The organism is Wohlfahrtiimonas larvae (genome assembly GCF_002006755.1).
Taxonomy (GTDB): domain Bacteria; phylum Pseudomonadota; class Gammaproteobacteria; order Cardiobacteriales; family Wohlfahrtiimonadaceae; genus Wohlfahrtiimonas; species Wohlfahrtiimonas larvae.
The window spans coordinates 1-22,815 of the sequence record NZ_MVDO01000199.1 but is presented as its reverse complement, the minus strand read 5'-3'; the positions used below and the strand labels follow the sequence as shown (position 1 = coordinate 22,815).

Below are 22,815 nucleotides of genomic sequence, written 5' to 3'. Positions count from 1 at the left end.
ACAACTATATTTACATAGTATCGTTTTAGCTTGTCATATCTTGTTGCTCTTCTTAATAAAGAGAATTCTTAAAAAACTTGATGACATACAAAATAGTCTATTTTGATTTTGACAACAAAAAACCCTTGTAAAATGAACTGCACCCCAAAAGTTGGACACAACTTTGGGGTGTTTTTATATGGCGAAGTATTCTTTTGATTTCAAATTAAAAGTTGTTAAGTTTTATCAAAAAGGAAATGGATACAGCTCTACAGCTGATCATTTTAATATTGATCAATCCACCATTAAAAAGTGGGTCAAGGCCTATCAATATCATGGTCAATCAGGGATTCAGCCAAGAACAACAAAACGATTATATTCTGCTGAATTTAAACATTATGTCAGATCATTATTACTCTGCCCGCGAAGCTGCTTCATATTTTAATATTCCAGCATTTACTTCTATATTAGAATGGCAAACTCTGTTTAAAGAAGGTGGTTTAAGTGCCCTTGAACCACGTAAGAAAGGAATACCTACAAAGATGAGATTACCCAAGAAACCTGATAATCGTACAGAACAAGAAAGGCTGATAGATAAGCTCCAAGCTGAATTAGCCTATCTTCGTGCGGAGAATGATGTATTAAAAAAGTTTCAGGAACTGGATGCGAAGGAAGAAGCGTTCAGGCGCAAACAATCATCGCAGAAGATCTCAAAGTAAAGCATTCATTGTCATCGTTGCTCAAAATTATGAATCTAGCAAAAAGCACTTATTACTACCATAAGGCGGCTTTGGCTAAGCCTGATTCAGATGAAAGTTTGAAAGCAAAGATAGCAGCTCTTTTTCATGAGCATAAAGGTCGATATGGTTATCGTCGCATTACTGCAATGTTACAAAAGGATTTCCCCATTAACCATAAAAAAGTTCAAAGAATCATGCAACTACTGAATCTTAAATCTTTAGTAAGACCTAAGAAGTACCAATCTTATAAAGGAAAAGCTGGAAAAATAGCAAAGAACATTTTGAAACGTAACTTTAAGGCTCAAAAGCCAAATCAAAAATGGGTAACAGATGTCACAGAATTTAAAGTCAATGGTGAAAAACTGTATTTATCGCCAATTTTAGATCTATATAATCAAGAGATTATCAGTTATGAAGTTGCTAGAAATTCTAAATATGAATTAGTGGGTAAAATGCTGAATAAGGCATTGAAACATTTAAAATTACATAAAAAAGGACGCAAGAAGCTGATTTTACATTCTGATCAAGGTTGGCAATATCAAATGAAGCAACACCAACAATCCTTAAAAGATCATCAAGTTAGACAAAGTATATCACGTAAAGGCAATTGCTATGATAATGCTGTGATTGAGAACTTCTTTGGTATTTTGAAATCAGAATGTTTTCATACAAAGAAGTTTGAATCTGTCGATCAATTAGAGAAAGAACTTCATGAGTACATCGATTATTATAATAATGATCGAATTAAGCTCAAACTAAAAGGACTGAGTCCGATAGAATATCGAAATCAGTCCTTGTCTTTATAATTTATAAACTGTCCAAGTTTATGGGGTCAGTTCACTTACGGGCAGCGTTTTATTTTCTAGGTAGATTTAAAATTAATTAGAATGGTGCATCGATATCCACAACATCAATCAATTTTTGGTTAACAAATTCTTTTAAGCCTAAATCGATCAATTCACGACCAAAGCCAGAACGACGAACGCCACCAAATGGCAAATCAGCTTTAACCATTGTTGGATGGTTAACAAAGATCATACCTGTAGAGATTTCACCTGCAACACGACGACCACGAGCATTATCAGATGTAAATACAGAACCGCCCAAACCAAATGGAGAATCGTTAGCAATGCGGATTGCATCAGCTTCGTCTTCTGCTTTGATGATCATAGATACTGGGCCAAAGAATTCTTGGTAATAAGCAGGATTATCTGGTGTTACATTTGTTAAAATTGTTGGCTGAACAAAGCAACCTTGTTCAGGTACTTTTTCACCCACTTCGATTGCTGTTGCACCGTGTTTTACAGCTTCTTCGATTTGTTTTAACAAACCATCTTTCGCACGTTGTGAAGATAATGGCGCCAACTGTGTCGCAGGATCCATTGGATCACCTGCTTTCAATGCTGCAACGCCCGCTGTGTATTTTTCTAAGTATTCATCATAAACTTTCGCATCTACGATCATACGTTTTGAAGAAACACATACTTGACCTGCGTTCCAATGACGACCAAACACACCCCAAGCCACAGTTTTATCCATATCCGCATCATCTAATACAACGAATGCATCCGCACCGCCTAATTCCATGATGGATTTCTTCAAATGCTTACCTGCAACTTGGGCGACTGCTGAACCTGCAAATTCAGAACCTGTCAAAGCAACACCACAAACACGTGGATCAGCCAAGATCATTTCTACTTTATCATGCTCAGCAAACAAGTTGATGAATACACCTTCAGGTAAACCTGCATCTTTCATCAATTGTTCAAATGCTAATGCGCTTTGTGGTACGTTTGAAGCGTGCTTCAAGATCAGCGTATTACCGGCTGATAATTGTGGTGCCAAAATACGAGCCACTTGATAGAATGGGAAGTTCCATGGCTCGATCGCCAATAAAACACCCATAGGATCATTCACTAATTCCGCTTCGCCTTCTGCTGGGTCCATTACTGGTAATTTTCTTGGAGCCAATAAGCCTTCAGCATGCTTCACGTAATAGTCTAAAATCTGTGCAGACAATTCTACTTCAGCTTTCGATTCACCAAAGATTTTGCCCATTTCTAATGTTAATAATTTTGCGTATTCATCGCTATTTTTGCGTAACAACGCTGATGCATTTTTCAAATATTCTACTCGTTCAGCAACGGATAAAGTTTTCCAGCTTTGGAATGCTTTATCAGAACGATCAACAGCAGCTTTAATTTCTGCGTCTGTTGCACTTGGGAATGATTTAACCAATTCGTTGGTATAAGGATTTACTGTTGCAAATGCCATCTTAATTTCCTCCGGTTAATAACAAAATGCAGAATCAATATATTCCTTTTATCATCAACGTCAAACCTAAAAATTCATATCACTCCCAAAAGAAATTTAAATTAATGAATTATTTTTATATAATTCAATTAGTTAAATAAATTATTCTATAACTAGAACTCATTGTATAGATATTACACAACAATAAGATAACTAAAATTCCCTGATTAAAATTTAAGATTTAAATATATTTTTCAATTGCGATCGCAACACCATCTTTCTGATTGGTTTCGGTAATGAATGTTGCATGTTCTTTCAATAAATCAATGCCATTGCCCATAGCAATCTTAGTATCAGCCACTTTAAACATTGAGAAATCATTCTCATGATCGCCCATACACATCATTTCAGAAGATTTTAAATTTAGTTCTGTCGCAATCTTTTGCAATGCATAACCTTTTGTGGAATTTTTACGTAAAAATTCTAAATAAAATGATGCGCTTTTAAAAACCTCATAATCTTCATAAAATTTTGCAGGTATCTTTTTTTCTATTGAGGCCAATAATTCGGGCTCATCTGACAGCATACATTTACTATAATAAATTTCTTCATTCATCTCTTCTAGTGGTTTATAAAACAGAGGAATATTTGATAAATAGGCTTCATAAGCTGTATAACGGCCAATCTCTCTGTTTGCTGTATAAATACATTGATCACTTGCCACATGCATGAACACATTTAATTCACGAGATAATGCTTCAATTTTAAGATAATCTTCATAACTGAGTACATTATCATAAACAATCTCACCCGTTGTGATATCACGAATCATTGCACCATTATTGGTGATCACATAGTTTTTATCATTATAAATACCTAAATCATGCAAAATTGGCGCCATACCCGAATATGGTCGACCACTTGCAAGGACAACTTGAACACCTTTATCTTGAGCATATTGGATACTTTGTTTTACACGATCACTAACAATATGTTGCTCATTCAACAAAGTACCATCTAAATCAATTGCGATTAATTTTATGCTCATGGATATTTCCTATCATTATTAAAATCAATGATACTATCCTACTATACTCAGCGCCTTTCACGAATCGTTAAATATTTACCAATAAGAATTCTCGTCGTAGGCGAGAATTCTGAAACCTGAAGTTGTGTCCAACTTTTGGGGTGCAGTTCATTTGCGAGGTTTTAAAATGATATTTATTCCGCTTAGTAAGGACTTTATTTCGTTTTAGAAACAGGATTCCATTCTTTGGGCATGATAAATCCTTCATACATCGATTTTGATAAAATATAATCTCTAAATTCATCTGATGCGTAAGCCGCTGCTAAATCTTTTGCCCACTGTTGATCTTTATCTTTTGATTGAATGGTCACAATGACACGATGTTCATCAGGCGTTTTTTCTACATATAAACCATCTGTAATTTTTTGCCCCATATTAACAACATAATTACCATTCACAACAGCAAAATCCACATCATCCATTGAACGCATAGATTGTGCGGGATCAACTTCAATAAATCTCAAGTCATATTGACCTTTTTCAATATCTTTTAAACTGAATGTTGCTGGTTTTGCATTGTCATTAATCTTAACCCATCCTAAACTTTCCAAAATTCTAGCACCACGCTCCATGTTGATGGAATCACTCGATAGAGAAATCAACATACCATCTTCCACTTCATCCAATGATTGATGCTTAGTTGAACGCAGTGATTGAGGTGCTGTTGCTGTATGACCAATACTCATCATATCCATATTCAATAAACGATTAAGATCCAACATAAATGCATAACTTTGTGAAATGGATGCATCAATTTCATTATCACGCATACTACTTGTAATCATAGGATTTTGAGAGAAAACGATCGGTGTTACCTTATAACCTTTTCTCTCTAAAATTGGTTGAATGGCTTCTTTGAATTGATCTGCATAATTAGAAGGACCAAAGCCCACTTTAATTTCTACTTGCGAAATTGGCTCAGAAGTTTTTACAACCTCTTCTTGATTACCACATGCTGACACAATTAATGATACGCATAGCATCACCGTTACTTTTAAACCATTCAACTTCATGATTGCCTCTTTTATAATTGACTAATTATCCCAATGTTTTGGAAAAATAAAACCGTCATATAATGGCTCATTTTTGATGTAATTTTCAAATTCTTTTGATTCATAGGCTTTTTTCAAATCTTTCGCCCACTGTTGATCTTGATCTTTACCTAAAATGGAAACCATCACAACATGTTCTGCTGGTGTATCTTCCACGATCAACGAATCTATAATTTTCAATCCCATATTAGCGATATAATTACCATTAATGACAGCAAAATCTACATCATCAATTGAACGCAATGCTTGTGCTGGATCAACCTCTTTAACGACTAAATCATATTGACCTTTTTCAATATCATTCACGCTGAATTTAATAGGATCAATGCCTTCCTTAATCTTAATCCAACCTAAATCTTCTAAAATTCTTGCAGCACGCTCTGCATTCACAGGATCATTTGGTACAGTGATTGTCATGCCATCTTTGATCGCATCCAAACTCTGATGACGCGAGGAACGCAATGATTGAGGTGCACTTGCTGTATCAGCAAGTTTTACCATATCCATGCCGAGCAATCGATTAATATCTTCCATGTACGCAACGCTTTGGAAGATTGATGCATCAATCTCGCCATCTTTCATACTGCGATTGATCTGTGCATTTTGGGAAAAAACTTTAGGGATAACTTTATAACCTTGCGCTTCTAAAATAGGCTGAATAGCTGTTGTGAATTGCGTACCATAAGAAGATGGGCCAAATGCCACAACAATTGTCTTTTTCTCAGCAGTTTTATTTTCAACATTTACTTTAGACTCATCATTGCCACATGCTGATACCAACAGCGTTAAACCTAAAGCCATCGCAAGTTTAAAATATTTTAAATTCATCATTTTTTTCATCATCATATCTCTTTCATTATTCCCAATGAGATGGATAAATAAATCCATCAAACAATCGCTCATTCTTAATGTATGTTTCAAACTCTTTGGATTCATAAGCGGCTTTCAGATCAATCGCCCACTGTTGATCTTTATTTTTCTCAAGAATCGCAACTTTCACTAAATGCTCAGGTGGAGATTTTTCAATGGCTAAACCATCGCTAATTCTTTCACCTTTACTGGCAATAAAGTTGCCATTGATCACTGCAAAATCAAGATCATCCATCGCACGCGGTAATTGCGCTGCATCCATTGGCTTTAAATCTACTTTAAATTTATTGGGTGTAACTGCATTTGTACTAAATACAATCGTTTCCACATTAGGATCAACATGCACCCAATCCAAATCTTCCAAAATTCGTACAGCGCGTTCTAAGTTAATGGGATCATTAGGCACGCCAATTGTCATGCCATCTTTCATCACATCCAATGATGTATGTTTTGTTGAACGCAAAGATTGTGGTGCACTTGGCGTATCTGCCCATACAATCATATCAGCTTGTAAACGACGATTCATTTCACCCATATTTGCAGTGCTGATATGCACAGAAGCATCCACTTCACCTTCCTTTAATGCTTGTGGAATGAGCTTATTGTGGGAGAACGTTTTTGTTTCCACTTCATAGCCCTTTTGCTCCAAATATGGACGAACACCTTTATCAAACTGCGTGATATAAGTGCCGACACCAAAACCAATCACAATCTTCTGCTTTTTTGGTGATTCATTTGAAGCTTGCTCGGCTTTATCACCATTACCGCAAGCTGAAACAGCCAAAGCGATGCCCAACACAATTGCTATTTTTTTAAACATTTTTATTCCTTTTCACTTTATTGAAGGTACAAAATCCCGTTGCATTGATTGCAGCATCAATGCGATTATTTATAAACATTAATTGTGAGTACTTTAGAGCTTGTTCAGCGCTGATTTTGCCAAGTTGACAAGCACCATATCTTCCATTGGTGGATTGTGTAATCCTGCGCGCACATCCCTATAGTAACGCTGTAATGGATTATTGGCAGATAAGGATTTTGCGCCCACTAAACGCATGGCTAAATCTACGATATCCAACGCATTATTTACAACTGCAACTTTAGTTGTCGACAATGCATCAGCAAGTGCGAAACGCTCTTCACAATCAGCTTTATCCCAATCACGTGCAACGCCATACAGTAAATAATCATTTTGAATGAGCTTTAACTTCATTTCGCCCAATTTTTGCTGAACTGTTGGAAACTGTGCGATTGTACCTGATGCTAAGCTATTCGGTGCATAAGTATTGGCAAAGTTTAATGCATAATCAAATGCGGCTGTTGCAATGCCTTGGTAAACTGCCGGAATATGTAACAACCAACCTTGTGGTGGCTTTTTCCCTGGTGTGATTTTAGTTAATAAATCCTCAGAATCTAACTGCACTTGATCTAATACTAAATCATGACTACCTGTTGCACGCATTGCCACAGAATCCCAAGTTTCATCAATAGATAGACCTTCACGGCTTTTATGGACTAAAAACTGTCCAACCTCATCACTATCATTGATTCTTGCAGATACCACGAAATAGTCTAAAACAGGTGATAACGTTGTAAAAATCTTACGACCTGAAATTTTCCAACCTTTATCATTTTGCTGTGCTGTTGTTTCTGGTAAACCACCGCGTGTTGGGCTGCCTGTTGCTGCTTCTGAAGCGGCATTATTAATTAATGCACCTGTTGCTAGAATATCTTCCGCAAAATGTTTAAATACAGATGCTTCCCATTCTTGCTGTTCACTAAGATGCATCGTAATGCCCACATGCCAACCAATCGCTAAGGCTGTTGAGCCGTCCATTTCTGCAATGATTTGTTGATGTCTGAGCATCTCTTCTAGTGATGCACCCAATCCACCAAATTCTTTACCCAATGTTAAAGCAGGATAATTAATTGCCTTTAAATCAGCAATGTTTTGGAATGGAAACGTATTCTCTTGATCATGCTCGGATGCACGTTCTCGAAATGGTAAAGCAGTTTTTCGAGTCAAAGAGAGACGATCTGCCATATTTTCATAGGCAAATAAAGACATAAGATACTCCTAAAATATAATAATTTTACTCATCGCTCCTGATGGAGCGATGTTAATCAAGATAATGATTTGTAATTATGAACGTACACGTTTAGCGAGATAATTTCCAAGCATTTGTACTGCTTGAACGACGATCACTAGAATCACAACACAGTAAAATAGCACTGCATTATCGTAACGGTTATAACCATAGTTAATGGCAAGATCACCAATACCGCCCGCACCAATTGCACCAGCCATTGCTGTTGCACCAATCAAGCCAATAGTGGCTGTTGTAAAGTTCAAAATGAGAGATGATTTAGCTTCTGGTAACAGGAAATACCAAACTGTTTCAAAAGTCGATGCGCCGATTGAGTTTGCAGCTTCAATAATCCCATGATCCACTTCTAGCAGAGATGTTTCCACCAATCGTCCAATGAATGGAGAAATATAAATGGTTAAAGGAATAATCGCTGCTGCTGTACCAATCGAGCTACCAATGATCAAACGTGTTAATGGAATGATCGCCACCAATAATATAATAAAAGGCAATGAACGAATCACATTCACGATTGGGTTTAAAATCGCATAAATTGTATGATTAGGTCTAATCCCACCAGGGCGCGTTAATACTAATGTAATCCCGATAATACCACCCAAAATTACACCAATTACCAAGGAAACGGAAACCATGATCAAAGTTTGTTTACCAGCTAGTAAAAAACCATCCAAACCAACTTGTGTGACAAATAAACTCTTCATTGCTTACTCCTTATCCAACTGATTCAATGTAACGCGCACACCATGGCCTCTCAAAAATCCGACAGCTTCTATAATAGATTCTTGAGATCCGACTAACTGCACGAACATACTGCCAATCACAGATCCTTCGATCTCGATCATATTGGAAAATAGAATATTGACCACAACAATTTTTGTTAAAATTAATTCATTAACAACAGGCGTTTTAGCTGAATCTCCTAAAAATTCTAAACGATAGATATGGTTAGGTAACGCATCATCAATGTTACGAATAATACTTCTTGGAATCTCTTCTTCGATCAATGTATTAATGAATTTACGAGTCATAGGCTCTTTGGGATCTTGGAAAATATCTTTGGTTGAGCCTGTTTCTACCACTCTGCCTTTATCCATCACTGCAATGCGATTACAAATGGAAACTACTACTTCCATTTGGTGCGTCACCATCATAATAGTGATGCCCTGTTCTTTATTAATTTTACGTAATAAATTTAGAATAGATTGTGTGGTTTGTGGGTCCAATGCAGAAGTTGCTTCATCGCACAATAAAATATCAGGATTATTAGCTAAAGCACGAGCAATGCCCACACGCTGTTTTTGCCCTCCCGATAACTCACGAGGATAAGCATGTTTTTTATCTGGAATTTCTACGTAAGCTAATAACTCATCAATGCGCGCATCAATTTCTTGCTTAGATAAATTAGAGTTAAGCTTAAGCGGTAATGCAATATTTTCAGCAACTGTTTTGGTTTCTAATAAATTAAAATGCTGAAAGATCATACCAATGCGTTTTTTAACATTGCGCAATGCTTTAGCATCTAAAGAACTTAATACCTGTCCATTAATAACAACCTCTCCTGAGGTTGGTTTTTCTAATGCATTCACTAAACGAATTAATGTACTTTTGCCAGCACCACTGTATCCTATCACTCCGAATACATCACCTTTCTTAATCGTTAGATTAATAGGATGAAGCGCAATGACCTCTTGATGATTTTTTGTAAATGTTTTAGTAATATCTTGAAACTCGATCATGATTATGTGCCTGTTGTAAATATAAATTCTGACTCAAAAAAGGGTTAAAAATAACACGCATTTCACAGCAGCACATCATAGACATTAACTTTTTCATAGCAAGCCCCTATAAAATCCCATTGAATGCAAATATTTATAACATTTACAAATCTTAGAATCAAGCATTATTTACATATAAAACATACATGATAAGAATGTTATTATAATTTAAGGCCATAAAAAAGCCCCGATATCTTACAATCAGGGCTCCGAATATCATAATTTATCCATTAACTAAAACGCTTCATGCTATATGGTGTTGCATCAATGAATGGTGTTTTACCCATCACTAAATCAGCTGTAATTTGGCCTGATGCTGGGCTTTCAGTCATACCCCAACCAGTTGCTGTGTTGATGAATAAACCCGGATATTGTGGAACTTCAGAAATGATTGGTAATTCATCTGATGTTAAGTTAATTGCAGCACCCCAGCGTTCTACAACTTTAGAATCTTTAAATACAGGGAACTCTGCTTTCATCTTATTGAATACACGATCTAAATGTTCATTATTTGGTGTTGCCATAGCGACACGGTATTCTTCAAATGGCGTAACCTCATCATTTTTCCATGAAGTAGGTGTTTTAAATGAATTCCATAAATCTGGACCCATTTTAAATTCTAATGGCAATTCACCACCACCCAATAAATGCAAGAAACCTGGGCCTAAGATAAAGCTATCTTTAACAATTGAGCTTGTGAAAATACGTGGTGCTACAGCATATGTACCATCAGCTTGTTCACGGAAATGAATACCATTTGGTAAATGTACGTTACCTTTTGGCGCACCTGGTACTGCTGTGACGCGTTGCTGCGACAAATAAATATTTAGTGTTGGAATATCAACACCCATATTGCCCATGAATAAACGCGTCCAGATACCACCGGCTAATACCACTGAAGATGTTTTAATTGAACCTTTTTCTGTCACAACATCTGAAATTTTACCTGCTGCAGTTTCAATACCACGAACAGCACAATGGGTATAAATTTTTACCCCAATTTGCATTGCATAACGCGCCAACATAGATACACCAGTTTCAGGATCAACACTACCTGCATCTTCTTCAAAACCTGCAATTGTCCATTGAGATTGTGCGCCCGGCAAACGAGCTGCTAATTCTTCACCTTTGATGATACGTGTTTTCAATGGAGTATCAAAACCCGGATTTTCCGAGTTTAATTTAATCCACTCTTCAACCACTGCCAATTCTTGCTCATGAGGAATTGCCTCAACACGACCATGTGTACGGTAACTTGTATCCATACCAATTTTTTCATTCATACCACGCCAAACTTTTTTGCCGTAGTGATGCAATGGGAAAATTTCTGGGGAAGTTTTATAGCTGATAATTTGGCTGTAAGCTCGACCAGACATTTCGCCAGCAACTTCGCCCTTTTCACACATCGTGACGCTTAAACCTCTTTCAGCCAAATTGATAGCTGTCATAATGCCTTGAATACCTGCACCAATAATAACAACATCAGATTCTTTAGGTAGTTTACCCTCTGTCCCTTCGACATGTAATGCACGCGACTTAGCATTCACTAAAGTCCCCTCTCTTTGCATCATTGGCACCAAAGCAGATGCACCGCCAGCTACAACACCTGTTGCACCAAGCCCTAATAGAAAGTTTCTACGTGAAATTTTCATTAACTACCTCCATAAAACCTTGAATGTTTATCTATCCCTAGGATCGCTAGGATTACTTCCTAGAATTCCTAGGAATAAGAGGCGCGTAGCATAACATAAATTTTTTTAATTGATAATTATCAATTTTTTCGCAAATATTTGGATATTTCTATAGATTTTAAATTAAAACCAAATATAAATATATAAACAATTGAATTAAATACAAAAAACATCATCAACATTCAATTAAACCAATTTTAGCCATCGAATTTAAAGATAGTATATTTATTTGATAAATATAGAAAATAACAAAAAATATTAATTATCCATTACAGCTATTTTTGCAAGACAGCTTCCTAAAATAATAAAACCTATCAAATCAACATAAATGACTAAAAATTATTTAAAATACAAAAAAAATCGACAAATCATCAAAATTTGTCGATTTTATAGAAACTTATCTAATAAATCATACTGTAAAACAGTGAATTAATTACTATATAGGAAGCATAGTTTGAATATATTTTTCTAATAATATGCGTTATTTATATAAAATATTCATACAATTAAGCATAAAAACTATTCATTTTTATTCATTTAAAGAAGCCTGATAATCTTCTACTGCATCTTCAGTAACCAAAGACTTAATAAATTCTTCAAATGCATTAACAACAATAGTAATGGATAATCTCCTTCTTGATGGACTAGCCTTCAAACCCAGCATGCACAAGAATCTCAAATCCTTGGCCTGTAACCTTACTGCCATCTACAATTTTAGCCGTTTTACGTAATTCTAATGCGCCATTCACATTAATTAAGCCCTCTGCAACCATGTGCTTTGCACTACCACCCGAATCAGCAACACCAACCATTTTTAACAAATCATTCAATGCAATATACGTATGATCTTCTAAATAAAAATCTATTTTTTGTGACATAATCTTTCTACTCACGTTGTTTGAAATCTTGCCATTCTACACTAAAGATTATTCACGCATAGCACGCAAATATTCCTCTTCATTTAAACATTGTGAATTAGTTAAAACAAAACGATCAAAATCCATAATACCTTTATCACGAGCCTCTGTACGGTCAATGCAACCATCACCATTTTGATCAGCCTCAATAAAGCTATCAATCTCAAAATCACTTGCCTTTTCTTTATAGCGCACATCAATTACCTGCTCACCATCTTTTGTATCTTGAATGGTCAAAATAGTCTCTGTTAATTGCGCATAGCTTACTGAAGTGATAAAAAAAGTAAACAAACCAATAATTAAAATATTTTTCATGATCATTCTCCTCCTTATGATAGATATTTTTATATTATGTTATTCACAAGCAGTAAAAAAGCCCTAACTTAAAATAGTCAGGGCTTTTAAAATATGGTGGACATAGGTGGAATCGAACCACCGACCCCAGCATTATGAGTGCTGTGCTCTAACCAGCTGAGCTACATGTCCAAAAACGTTATGGTGGACATAGGTGGAATCGAACCACCGACCCCAGCATTATGAGTGCTGTGCTCTAACCAGCTGAGCTACATGTCCATATCACGTTAAGGAGTCGAATTATAGAGATCTTTCATAAGGTCGTCAATAACAATATTATTTTTTGATCACTATTTAAACAAAATCATACAATCTTGTTTATAACCGTTATCATTCCTTATCATCTCAATTAAGCTTAAAAGGATAAACCATGAGCAGTGATTTAGTTGAACTCACAGAAGAATCCCATGATATTTTTATAGATATGCCATATGCTGATGACAGAAATTTCACTGGCAAACCTGTTTATAATAAAGCGCGCGTATTATTGCATAAAGATGCTGAAATTAAACTACAAAAGGCAATAGAACAAGCCAAAAATATTGGACTAAAATTTATTATTTATGATGCATATCGCCCACCAAAAGCACAATTTATCTTTTGGGAACACTCACCGAATCCTGATTTTTTAGCCAACCCACATAAACGAGGCTCACCACATTCACGAGGTGTTGCGGTTGATGTTGGTTTAGCTGATATCGTTACGGGGCAACCATTAGAAATGGGAACACCTTTCGATAGTTTTTTGCCCGAATCATGGCACGCAAACTATAACGTATCAATAGAAGCACAAAAAAATCGACTAATTCTTGCAGGTATCATGCTCAATGCAGGTTTTGATAACTATTCACATGAATGGTGGCATTATCAATTTTTCAATACTTACGAATATCCTTTATTAGAAGATGATCGCTTAGGTGTGATTGAATAATGTAGTTCTCAATAAATAACCGCTCATTGAGCGGTTAATCATCTATTTCTGTGGTACAAATTGCTCTGGCAACTCAATATCACTATCACTGAAGAAAAACTGAACCATTTGCTCTTCAATAAACTTACGAGCATTAGGATCTAACGGATTAATACGATACTCATTGATTAAAATCGTCTGCTGTTTTAGCCATAACTGCCAAGCTTCACCAGAGATATTTTCAAAAATTTTCTCCCCCAATTCACCAGGATACATTGGGCGCGCTAGGCCTTCAGCCTCTTTTTTGAGTTTTTGACAAAATACAGTGCGTGACATTTTAAATCCTCATATAAAACAAAAGCCAGAAAAATCTGGCTTTATAATATAACGTAATTTTACGATTAAGCAAAAAGACTACTGACAGATTCTTCCGCATGAATACGGCGAATTGTATTAGCAATAATATGAGAAACCGATAACACACGAATTTTCTCACAATTCATTGAAGCTTCAGATAATGGAATTGTATCAGTAACAATCATCTCATCTAACGCAGAGCTTTCAATATTTTGAATAGCTTTACCTGACAAAATTGGATGAGAACAATATGCTCGTACAGATGTCGCACCATTTTCTTTTAATACATTTGCTGCTGCTGCCAATGTACCCGCAGTATCAACAATATCATCAACAATAACACAGTTCTTACCACGCACATCACCAATAATATTCATCACTTCCGATACATTAGGTGCAGGACGACGTTTATCAATGATAACTAAATCATTTGTTTCCAATTGTTTAGCAATGGCACGCGCACGCAATACACCGCCTACGTCAGGTGATACGATACACAAGTTTTCTTGTTGAAGACCAATAATGTCACGATACATCACAGGTGTTGCATAAATATTATCAACAGGAATTTCAAAGAAGCCTTGAATTTGATCAGCATGCAAATCAATTGTTAAAACACGATTACAACCCACACTTGTGATCATATTGGCAACAACTTTTGCAGAAATTGGAACACGTGCAGAACGTGGACGACGATCTTGTCTTGAGTAACCGAAATAAGGGATTACCGCAGTAATTCTCATCGCTGAAGCACGGCGAAGTGCATCAATTGTTACTAAAAGTTCCATTAAGTTATCGTTCGTTGGGTAACATGTTGGCTGAATTAAGAATACGTCTTTACCACGAACGTTTTCATTAATAGAAACCATCACTTCGCCATCAGAGAAACGACCAACAGTGGCATCGCCAAGAGTCATACCAAGATGTTCAACAATTTTATTCGCTAATTCTGGGTTCGCGTTACCAGCAAAGATCATCATCTGAGCATTGCTCATGATTATACTTCCTTGATTAAAGATTGATTAAAATAAAGGTGATGTTTGTAGCCATGATATATTACTATATTTTGCATAAGCATGAGAAGCTCTTGAATCTACAAACTCATAAGAAAGAAGAATTGGCTGGGCTGCCAGGGATCGAACCTGGGAATGGCGGGATCAAAACCCGCTGCCTTACCGCTTGGCTACAGCCCAAAAGATGTGATGCATTATAGGGATTTTTAAGAACTTGTCCACCCCAAAACTGCACAACTTTTAATCAAATGAATTTATCAAAACAAAAACAAACACATAGACAAAACACTTCACTCATTTATGGTTGAAAAATCATAAAGCAAATATGCATCTAATAATATTACTGCTCTTTGTCACCTCCAACTAAGCATATATTCTAGCATTAGAATTCAAAAACTGCTTCAAATATAGGCAACTTTTCGTACTTTATTTCAACTTTAAATTAATCGTACCATAAGCATTATCTTGAACAATCTCTATCATCTGCTGTTTAGATAATTCTAATATTGCAATAAAAGAAACTACAATGCCTAACTTCCCTTCTTGTAAATTTAAAATTTTTTCAAAAGATAGAAAACTTACATCACTCAAATGATCTAAAATATTAACCATGCGTTCCTGCACAGATAATACCTCAGTTGTAATCACATGCTGTGTAAAGTGCGCTTGATTTTTTAAAAGCTTTTTGAGCGCAGCTGTTAACTCATCAATATGAATTTGTGGTAACCGATCTTCACGAATGAGTTCGGGTAAAGCCGGAGAGATGGAAAATATATGTTCATTAAATCTAGGCAAAGCATCCATATCCATTGCAGCCTGCTTATATTGAGCATATAACTGCAACCGTTCAATCAACTCTTTTCTTGGGTCACTTTCTTCTTCACTGTCATCTTCTATTGTGGGATGTTTAGGCAATAATAAACGAGATTTAATCTCAGCAAGCCATGCTGCCATCACCAAATAATCCGACGCTAACTCAAAACGATCTTTCTTCAATAAATCTACATAAGCCATATATTGACGTGTAATCTCTGAAATTGGAATGTCCAAAATATCAAAATTATTACGACGAATCAGATACAACAATAAGTCAAATGGCCCTTCAAAAGCTTCTAACCATAATTCCAATGCATCAGGCGGAATGAACAAATCTAAAGGGAGCTGAACAGGCTCTCCTCGATAAATCGCACCAACATTATCCTGTTCAGCTTCAAATAACATTTACAAACCTACAGCTTTTTGAAGTTGTGCAATGAATGGTACTGTATGTTCACGTGCTCTTTCTGCACCTTTCAACAGGATACCTTCCACATATTCTGGATTTGCCATCAACTCATTATATTTTTCGCGCGGCTCAGTTAAAATTGCGTTAACCTTCTCAAACAATACTTGTTTCATTTCACCCCATGCAATACCTTCAGCATAAGCTTTACGAATTTCAGCACACTCAGCTTCTGTTGCGAATGCTTTATACATTTCATACAAAGTGGATTGATCTGGGTCTTTCGGCACTCCTGGTTCTGTTGAATCTGTCACAATTTTCATGATGGATTTACGTAACTGTTTTTCAGGTAAGAACAATGGAATGGTATTATTATAGCTCTTGCTCATTTTTCGGCCATCTAAGCCTGGCAACAATGCAACATTTTTCTCAATCTTAGCTTCTGGCAATACAAAATGCTCACCATATAAATAGTTAAAACGTTGAGCAATATCACGCGCCATTTCAACATGCTGAATCTGATCACGACCTACAGGCACTTGATGAGCATTGAACATCAAAATATCTGCAGCCATCAATACAGGATATGAGAATAATCCCATCGTAATACCCTTATCAGGATCCTCTTGATTATTCGTATTATCATCCACCGCAGCCTTATATGCATGAGCTCGATTCATCAAGCCTTTTGCAGTAACACAAGTCAATAACCACATCAATTGTGTAATTTCAGGAATATCAGATTGACGATAAAATGTTGCTTTATCAGTATCTAGTCCTAATGCAAGCCATGTCGCTGCAATTTCTTGGCGAGACTGAATAATACGTGCAGGCTCTTGGCATTTAATCAACGCATGATAATCTGCTAAAAAGAAAAAGCAGTTATCATGCTCTTTACTCATTGCAATCGCAGGCCCTACTGCCCCTGCAAAGTTCCCTAAATGAGGAGTTCCTGTGGTAGTAATTCCTGTTAATATGACTTGTTTAGACATTTTTGTATCCTAAAAAAAGATTCCTAAAATAGATAAAATTAATTTAACAATAATTCCTGAGATTAAACTCAAAGGCAAAAGCCCTAGGTATAACAAACCAATGATCACCCAAAGACCATAAGGCTCAACTTTTTCCAATTGTTTTGCTAAGTTATATGGTAATAACATCATGGCAATTTTGCCGCCATCCAACGGAGGAATGGGCATTAAATTTAATACCATCAAAAATACATTAATCAAAACACCATATTGAGCCATAATTTGTAAACCTTTTGATAATGTTGGTTCATCCGCATAAGAAGATGACATACCAGAAACAATCACCAAAATAATTGCCCATAAAAATGCTTGGATAAAATTAGAAGCAGGCCCTGCAAAAGCAGTCAAAGCAATATCTTTACGTGGATTTTTAAAATTACGTGGATCAAAAGGCACAGGTTTAGCCCAACCAAATAAAAACAACCCCGATCCTGTCAATGTAGATAAGATAAATAAACCTAATGGCACAGCGATCGTACCAATAGGATCAATATGGCGAATGGGTGATAAAGATAGACGGCCTTGTAATTTAGCAGTATTGTCTCCCAACCAATATGCCATATAACCATGTGCTGCCTCATGAATGGTAATCGCAAATACTAAAGGGACTAACATCAATAAAAGAACTGTAAAATCTAGTTCCATATCATCTTCCAAATGCAAAAGAATTGATTGTAACAAAAATGAAAAACTATCTGTTATAAACTTGATCTTATCGCTGATATTTAATATTAAATTAATAGCCGTAAAATGATACAATGCTGAATTTATAAGACCAATATTTGTATATTCTACATTACAAACAAAAAAGGTTATAACAAATGAAATTACGAAGATCTCTTCATACTAATAAAGGTTATACGCTCATAGAGCTAATGATCACTCTTTTTATCTTTGCGATCATTACAATGTTTGGCGTTCCAGCTTTTTATGATTTTATTGAACAATCCCGAGCAAAAAGCCAATTAACCAAGGCTGCTAATTTTCTTCGCTCCGCTCAGGAAATTGCGACATCGACCAATCGTATCGTATATGTTTATACAGAAGGATATTTTGATTATGATCATAACCGAGATCAAGATACATATTGGTACAAGGACTGGATTATGTCATTTAAACCAATAGGTCATAATAACACAACCATTACAGAACAAGATATTGCATTAAGAACTGAAAATAATGGTGTTAAAAAAGCAAACCCAAACTATTTAATCTCACAACAACGTATATTTACTGAAAGCCCTGCTTATGCGTTGAATGTATTAACGAGTTCAATGCATAATGCCATTGATAGAAAAAAAATTGGATCATCTGATAATGAAATGGAAGGTTATAGCCTAGTTCGAGAAACACCTGCGCAAGGTAGCGTTGCAAATAAACCAACATACCTAGTGTTTAGACCGTCCGGTGCTATGGTTTTACCCGTATTTGTTTTAACCAAAGAACCTTTAACTAATCTCGATTTTTATACAAATATCGATACCAAAATGGCAAATGCACTAGGTGTTTTAGCGGGTTGTCGTATTGGTGGAGGGCTGACCATTGATGTTATTAATTACACTTTTAATCAGAGCATCATACAAAATCCTAAAACCTTTGAACAAGTACTTTTAGATAATTCAAGAGACACTAGTGGTTCCCCACCATCTTTTAGCCAACATATTTGCGGCTCTAAATTCTTACAGTAAAAGATTCAAGGACTTAACATGTTAAAATTTTATAAAAACAAAGGTGTTTCTCTTATTGAGCTCATGGTCGCTGTAGGACTTAGCCTTACATTAGTTTTATCTATGCTCGCCTTTTACAGCATCAGCTCAAAAAATGTCATAGACTTCCAATCTGCCAATCATGATCAACAACAGATAAGAAAGATGATGAATCTATTAGAAACTGATATTGAGAATACTGGTGGATTTGAATGCGCAAAGCCAGATGATATTTTTGCATTTAATAATACTAATATTTTCAGAGTACCAACCGATATTATTTCTCTTGGAAATGATATCACGCGCAAGCAAATTGTTTTTGTTCATCCTGTTATTTCAGAATATCAGCACACTGCACTAGGTATGCTTGATTTTAATAAAGTACCGCAAACTCAACTTTCAAACTATCAACCATTACCAATTACTGATGCGGGCTGCGGCCAAGATCAAAGTTTAGTTTATATTGGTACAACCATCTTAGAAATGATGCCAATGAACAATATTATTACAACTAACGACTCATATGGTGAAACGGCAAATGATATAGATGCATTTGTTGCATTATCTGCGGTGCAAGCGCGTAAAGATGGCTCACAAAATATCCCAGTTAATACATATACACCATCCATGAATGATGCGACAGTTATGTTTTTATCCGATGAGAAAGAGAGCAATCAAATATCTGTTGGAAGAAATAAGGTTGATATATTTTTAGGATTTGCGCCTGAAGATGCAAATGGTACTATTTTTACATATGTCCCTGAACTAGACATAACCTCAGAAGCAGATTTTAAAGCAGGTGGTTGGATCAACCCATTCTTCTCTAATGATCACTATAATCTAGTAACCAATCAATCTAATGATAATAATACACCCGAACCTAATTTATTAAGTAGAACATTACATCAGGCTTCTGATGCTAATGGCTTATCTATGAATACCTACCCACTTAAGAAAGAACTCATTAATCAAATACGCGCAATCAAATTTAAATTTACATTTGGTGCACATAACGGTATTCCTGAAAGACAGTTAACCAGAGTCATTCGTTTTAAAAATACTTACTTAATGAAGCTAAATCAATAAGAATGATTCAAATATTTATAAAACAAAACCTCTTATTCTATTGATAAGTAATTAAAAAAGAACTAATATAACAAGCATTTAATATCAGTTCTTTTTTATTATATCTACACCTATATTTCTTTTGAAAACCTGAGATCAACCGTAGAATACTCATCACTAACCTGCGTATCAAAGCTAAAATACTTTAAGAAATTGTAACGCATTAACGCAAATGCACTATTATTTTCCTCAAAAATACTCATACCAATTCCCACATAGAAATCATCAGTTAAATACTTGCCAATCCCTAAGCTAGTATTACCTGATAAATCTTTCATCACTCCCAAATCTGTTAAACCAACACTTTTTGCAATAACATTATCATTAGACGATACAATATCTCCTGTTGCAATTCGCTGCGCCATTTTTGCAATTTGCAACATCTCAACTGCAGTTAGAGAATCAACATCTGCCCCTAATGCTAAATATGAAACGATAGAGTTTGTTGGCATACCTGGTTGTGAAAAGAGATTTAATTTTGGATTCTGTGCAGTCCCTGTGACTCGGACACCCACGCTGACTTTCGTCCCTGTTCGCTTATTTTCAAACATACGAGAAGCTTGGAATTCAATATTAGGATTGGCGATATCTAACCCTGTAAATTGTATTTTCCCCTTATCTAAGGTTAATTCTTGCCCTAAAACATTATACATACCACTGCCCATATTAATAATGCCCAAGGCAGTCAGTGAACTATTAATAGATTTTTTCAATTCTAGCCCACCAGTCAACTTACCCACAAATCCGACCGCTCCCACAGATACATTATCACCTAGAACTATTTTAAAATCCACAGTAGAACCATTCCAAAATTGTGACGGCTCTTTCTTTTCAATAGGTGCGCGTTTAGAAGAGATCACTATGGTATCCTCTGAAACTTTTTGGACACTCCCTCTAGGATCATCTGAGCTCTTATACAAGAAATTTAATTCAGGGATTAATAAATACCCTTTAATCACCGCTCCATTCTTTTTCAGATCAATATCAAAATTTGGTGTTGCCAAAGCTTTCACATTATCGCTATTTGCTAATAACAAAGAATCTCCCCGAACCTTGATTTTTGATTCCATTGTCTTTAAATCAATCGCACCATTTAAGGCCATTTTTCCAGAGCCTGCAAGCATCCCACCATCAACCGACAATAATGTCTGCCCTTTTTTCAATGCTATATTTAAATTAATATTATTAATAAGTGAATTGTACTCAGCGTTATAAATCTCACCATTTTTTAAATTCAGATTAAATCCAACATCTAAGCCTTTTGCAAGCTGACCTGATGTTTCAAATTTCATATCTAGCTTTCCATCTAATTTTTGCAACGCTGGCACAATAGGTAAAATCCAATTCAATGTAGGAGCATGACCTTCAATATTAAGATCTACCAATTGCTGCCCCAATGGATCTTTCATTGTACCACCACCATGAATCTGTAAATATTGCCCCCAATCAACATCTAATTGCGTCATAACTTCTTTGGGTTTTGCATGAATAATTGCTTTTGTTTTTTTCAAAGGCACATTAAGTTCGTATCCCTGCATGCGATAGCGCACATGCCCTTCTGACAAGGATAGATCCACAACACCATCAAAGTTATTTTCATCTGTGAACTGACCAACAATTACTACATCACTTGTTGTATTAATATCTATTTCTGGTGGTAAAAGTGATTGTAATCTCTTTGGCTGTAACCGACGAATAACCAAAGAGCCAAAACTTTGAGTATCTGTTTTTTGCCCTTCCATACACATAGTTGTCGGCAGTTCTTGTAAGCATAATAATGATAATTTAATGTTATCTGCTGATACATCTAATTGTGCTGGCTTAGATAAATTATATCGACCAATCACATCACTATATACATCAAACTTGTTAATATCTAATGACCATTCTTTAAAATTATCTCGATTAACATGCCCAATACCCTCAAAATCTGTTGTATTAAAAATACTCCGTACCTTTAAATTGATATCATGATTTTCTAAACTGCCTATTGATGTTAGGCTAACCTCATCAACCAAAGTCGTTTCTTTATTAACAATATCCTTAATTGCTACTGAAAGATCAAAAGATTGAATTTTCTCAGCAGCCAAACGTATGCGACCTGTTTTAACAATAATGTCCTGGATTTGTAAATTATCCATATCCATTTCCAACGCAGTTGTTTGTGCTTCATTATGGTTTGCTGTTAAAGATAAATTATCTAGAATTAACCCAAAGCCTTTAATATTATCGCCTTGCAGATCACCTGATAATAATGGTTTTTTAAAATCTCCTGAAAAACTAAAATCCCCTTTAACAACACCCGTTAATTCTGGATAAATATCTTTGAGATCAGACATATATAGATCTAAATTAGCAGTCAATACATTAGGATGATTGATTGACCACTCTCCTGTTGTTGCCAACTGATTAGAGATATTAAATAAAGTTAAATCCCACAAAATATCCGATTGATTTTTAATACCTAGCTTCGTTTCTATTACTAAAGGCTTAGCTAATTTATTAGGCCAGTTAAAGGTAATCGCATCATGTACTTTAAGATCATTTAAAGTACCAGAAATGATAATATTCATGGCATGATCAAAATAGTCATCACCAACTCTCATCTCTTTTGTTGCATTTTTT

The 22,815-nt window shown here is 35.6% G+C and carries 21 protein-coding genes, 3 tRNA genes and 1 pseudogene; 4 read left to right on the top strand and 21 right to left on the bottom strand.

All coding sequences use genetic code 11. The features are described from left to right. Positions 1 to 178: 178 nt before the first annotated feature. Positions 179 to 1,525, top strand: a pseudogene (locus BZK14_RS13115) (IS3 family transposase). 76 nt (positions 1,526 to 1,601) lie between these two features. On the opposite strand, the gene BZK14_RS10735 reads toward BZK14_RS13115, so the two are convergent. From BZK14_RS10735 to BZK14_RS10675, 14 genes are all read right to left on the bottom strand, one after another. Then, positions 1,602 to 2,993 carry an NAD-dependent succinate-semialdehyde dehydrogenase gene (locus tag BZK14_RS10735; protein ID WP_077926484.1) on the bottom strand — a complete coding sequence of 464 codons (1,392 nt, stop codon included), beginning with the start codon at positions 2,991 to 2,993 and terminating at the stop codon, positions 1,602 to 1,604. Between the two features lie 220 nt (positions 2,994 to 3,213). Beyond that, entirely contained in the window at positions 3,214 to 4,020 is an 807-nt protein-coding gene (yidA, locus tag BZK14_RS10730; RefSeq protein WP_077926483.1) for a sugar-phosphatase, read from the bottom strand. 194 nt (positions 4,021 to 4,214) lie between these two features. Further along, the gene (locus BZK14_RS10725; protein WP_077926482.1) at positions 4,215 to 5,072 is read right to left on the bottom strand and encodes a MetQ/NlpA family ABC transporter substrate-binding protein; all 858 of its coding nucleotides are present in this window, start codon (positions 5,070 to 5,072) and stop codon (positions 4,215 to 4,217) included. A 21-nt stretch (positions 5,073 to 5,093) separates the two neighbouring features. Next, the gene (locus BZK14_RS10720) at positions 5,094 to 5,957 is read right to left on the bottom strand and encodes a MetQ/NlpA family ABC transporter substrate-binding protein (protein ID WP_281249129.1); all 864 of its coding nucleotides are present in this window, start codon (positions 5,955 to 5,957) and stop codon (positions 5,094 to 5,096) included. 10 nt (positions 5,958 to 5,967) lie between these two features. After that, the gene (locus BZK14_RS10715) at positions 5,968 to 6,801 is read right to left on the bottom strand and encodes a MetQ/NlpA family ABC transporter substrate-binding protein (protein WP_077926481.1); all 834 of its coding nucleotides are present in this window, start codon (positions 6,799 to 6,801) and stop codon (positions 5,968 to 5,970) included. A gap of 93 nt (positions 6,802 to 6,894) precedes the next feature. Beyond that, positions 6,895 to 8,049 carry an acyl-CoA dehydrogenase family protein gene (locus tag BZK14_RS10710; RefSeq protein ID WP_077926480.1) on the bottom strand — a complete coding sequence of 385 codons (1,155 nt, stop codon included), beginning with the start codon at positions 8,047 to 8,049 and terminating at the stop codon, positions 6,895 to 6,897. 75 nt (positions 8,050 to 8,124) lie between these two features. Continuing rightward, entirely contained in the window at positions 8,125 to 8,790 is a 666-nt protein-coding gene (locus BZK14_RS10705; protein ID WP_077926479.1) for a methionine ABC transporter permease, read from the bottom strand. Between the two features lie 3 nt (positions 8,791 to 8,793). Continuing rightward, positions 8,794 to 9,825, bottom strand: a complete 1,032-nt coding sequence (locus BZK14_RS10700) for a methionine ABC transporter ATP-binding protein (protein WP_077926478.1) — start codon at positions 9,823 to 9,825, stop codon at positions 8,794 to 8,796. 269 nt (positions 9,826 to 10,094) lie between these two features. Continuing rightward, complete coding sequence (locus tag BZK14_RS10695; protein WP_077926477.1) at positions 10,095 to 11,516, bottom strand: NAD(P)/FAD-dependent oxidoreductase; 1,422 nt, start codon at positions 11,514 to 11,516, stop codon at positions 10,095 to 10,097. 568 nt (positions 11,517 to 12,084) lie between these two features. Further along, positions 12,085 to 12,219 carry a hypothetical protein gene (locus tag BZK14_RS13605; protein ID WP_281249128.1) on the bottom strand — a complete coding sequence of 45 codons (135 nt, stop codon included), beginning with the start codon at positions 12,217 to 12,219 and terminating at the stop codon, positions 12,085 to 12,087. Continuing rightward, complete coding sequence (locus BZK14_RS10690) at positions 12,200 to 12,433, bottom strand: RNA-binding S4 domain-containing protein (RefSeq protein ID WP_077926476.1); 234 nt, start codon at positions 12,431 to 12,433, stop codon at positions 12,200 to 12,202. Before BZK14_RS10690 ends, BZK14_RS13605 begins: the two co-directional genes overlap by 20 nt. 48 nt (positions 12,434 to 12,481) lie before the next feature. After that, a complete protein-coding gene (locus BZK14_RS10685) occupies positions 12,482 to 12,787 on the bottom strand; it encodes a hypothetical protein (RefSeq protein WP_077926488.1) in 306 nt (101 codons plus the stop codon). A 94-nt stretch (positions 12,788 to 12,881) separates the two neighbouring features. After that, positions 12,882 to 12,958 (bottom strand) — tRNA-Met (locus BZK14_RS10680). Between the two features lie 10 nt (positions 12,959 to 12,968). Further along, positions 12,969 to 13,045, bottom strand: a tRNA-Met gene (locus tag BZK14_RS10675). Between the two features lie 151 nt (positions 13,046 to 13,196). Between BZK14_RS10675 and ddpX the strand changes: the two genes are divergently transcribed. Continuing rightward, the gene (gene ddpX, locus BZK14_RS10670) at positions 13,197 to 13,757 is read left to right on the top strand and encodes a D-alanyl-D-alanine dipeptidase (protein WP_077926475.1); all 561 of its coding nucleotides are present in this window, start codon (positions 13,197 to 13,199) and stop codon (positions 13,755 to 13,757) included. 42 nt (positions 13,758 to 13,799) lie between these two features. Here the strand turns inward: ddpX and BZK14_RS10665 are convergent, their stop codons facing one another. The 6 genes from BZK14_RS10665 to BZK14_RS10640 form a co-directional block, all read right to left on the bottom strand. Continuing rightward, on the bottom strand, positions 13,800 to 14,072 hold the full coding sequence (locus BZK14_RS10665) for an oxidative damage protection protein (RefSeq protein WP_077926474.1): 273 nt from the start codon (positions 14,070 to 14,072) through the stop codon (positions 13,800 to 13,802). A gap of 65 nt (positions 14,073 to 14,137) precedes the next feature. After that, entirely contained in the window at positions 14,138 to 15,088 is a 951-nt protein-coding gene (locus BZK14_RS10660; protein ID WP_077926473.1) for a ribose-phosphate pyrophosphokinase, read from the bottom strand. Positions 15,089 to 15,211: 123 nt separating this feature from the next. Continuing rightward, positions 15,212 to 15,286: transfer RNA gene (locus BZK14_RS10655), tRNA-Gln, on the bottom strand. Positions 15,287 to 15,532: 246 nt separating this feature from the next. Further along, complete coding sequence (locus BZK14_RS10650) at positions 15,533 to 16,327, bottom strand: segregation and condensation protein A (protein WP_077926472.1); 795 nt, start codon at positions 16,325 to 16,327, stop codon at positions 15,533 to 15,535. Beyond that, positions 16,328 to 17,320 (bottom strand): tryptophan--tRNA ligase, encoded by a 993-nt coding sequence (trpS, locus tag BZK14_RS10645; protein ID WP_077926471.1) that lies wholly within the window; start codon positions 17,318 to 17,320, stop codon positions 16,328 to 16,330. A 9-nt stretch (positions 17,321 to 17,329) separates the two neighbouring features. Then, entirely contained in the window at positions 17,330 to 18,004 is a 675-nt protein-coding gene (locus BZK14_RS10640) for a site-2 protease family protein (RefSeq protein WP_077926470.1), read from the bottom strand. Positions 18,005 to 18,180: 176 nt separating this feature from the next. Here BZK14_RS10640 and BZK14_RS10635 point away from each other — a divergent pair, with 176 nt between their 5' ends. Then, complete coding sequence (locus tag BZK14_RS10635) at positions 18,181 to 19,047, top strand: pilus assembly FimT family protein (protein ID WP_077926469.1); 867 nt, start codon at positions 18,181 to 18,183, stop codon at positions 19,045 to 19,047. 18 nt (positions 19,048 to 19,065) lie between these two features. Next, positions 19,066 to 20,151 (top strand): PilW family protein, encoded by a 1,086-nt coding sequence (locus tag BZK14_RS10630; RefSeq protein WP_077926468.1) that lies wholly within the window; start codon positions 19,066 to 19,068, stop codon positions 20,149 to 20,151. Positions 20,152 to 20,261: 110 nt separating this feature from the next. Here BZK14_RS10630 and BZK14_RS10625 read toward each other — a convergent pair. Further along, a partial coding sequence (locus BZK14_RS10625) for a translocation/assembly module TamB domain-containing protein (protein ID WP_143691454.1) occupies positions 20,262 to 22,815 on the bottom strand: 2,554 nt, incomplete at its 5' end.

Coding starts and splice junctions, on each gene's coding strand:
- BZK14_RS10695 (WP_077926477.1), bottom strand. CDS start 11,516: ATGAAAATTTCACGTAGAAACTTTCTATTAGGGCTTGGTGCAACAGGT.
- BZK14_RS10725 (WP_077926482.1), bottom strand. CDS start 5,072: ATGAAGTTGAATGGTTTAAAAGTAACGGTGATGCTATGCGTATCATTA.
- BZK14_RS10665 (WP_077926474.1), bottom strand. CDS start 14,072: ATGTCACGCACTGTATTTTGTCAAAAACTCAAAAAAGAGGCTGAAGGC.
- BZK14_RS10735 (WP_077926484.1), bottom strand. CDS start 2,993: ATGGCATTTGCAACAGTAAATCCTTATACCAACGAATTGGTTAAATCA.
- BZK14_RS10660 (WP_077926473.1), bottom strand. CDS start 15,088: ATGAGCAATGCTCAGATGATGATCTTTGCTGGTAACGCGAACCCAGAA.
- BZK14_RS10710 (WP_077926480.1), bottom strand. CDS start 8,049: ATGTCTTTATTTGCCTATGAAAATATGGCAGATCGTCTCTCTTTGACT.
- BZK14_RS10630 (WP_077926468.1), top strand. CDS start 19,066: ATGTTAAAATTTTATAAAAACAAAGGTGTTTCTCTTATTGAGCTCATG.
- BZK14_RS10715 (WP_077926481.1), bottom strand. CDS start 6,801: ATGTTTAAAAAAATAGCAATTGTGTTGGGCATCGCTTTGGCTGTTTCA.
- BZK14_RS10705 (WP_077926479.1), bottom strand. CDS start 8,790: ATGAAGAGTTTATTTGTCACACAAGTTGGTTTGGATGGTTTTTTACTA.
- BZK14_RS10640 (WP_077926470.1), bottom strand. CDS start 18,004: ATGGAACTAGATTTTACAGTTCTTTTATTGATGTTAGTCCCTTTAGTA.
- BZK14_RS10690 (WP_077926476.1), bottom strand. CDS start 12,433: ATGTCACAAAAAATAGATTTTTATTTAGAAGATCATACGTATATTGCA.
- trpS (WP_077926471.1), bottom strand. CDS start 17,320: ATGTCTAAACAAGTCATATTAACAGGAATTACTACCACAGGAACTCCT.
- BZK14_RS10635 (WP_077926469.1), top strand. CDS start 18,181: ATGAAATTACGAAGATCTCTTCATACTAATAAAGGTTATACGCTCATA.
- BZK14_RS10650 (WP_077926472.1), bottom strand. CDS start 16,327: ATGTTATTTGAAGCTGAACAGGATAATGTTGGTGCGATTTATCGAGGA.
- yidA (WP_077926483.1), bottom strand. CDS start 4,020: ATGAGCATAAAATTAATCGCAATTGATTTAGATGGTACTTTGTTGAAT.
- BZK14_RS10720 (WP_281249129.1), bottom strand. CDS start 5,957: ATGATGATGAAAAAAATGATGAATTTAAAATATTTTAAACTTGCGATG.
- BZK14_RS10685 (WP_077926488.1), bottom strand. CDS start 12,787: ATGAAAAATATTTTAATTATTGGTTTGTTTACTTTTTTTATCACTTCA.
- BZK14_RS10700 (WP_077926478.1), bottom strand. CDS start 9,825: ATGATCGAGTTTCAAGATATTACTAAAACATTTACAAAAAATCATCAA.
- BZK14_RS13605 (WP_281249128.1), bottom strand. CDS start 12,219: ATGCTGGGTTTGAAGGCTAGTCCATCAAGAAGGAGATTATCCATTACT.
- ddpX (WP_077926475.1), top strand. CDS start 13,197: ATGAGCAGTGATTTAGTTGAACTCACAGAAGAATCCCATGATATTTTT.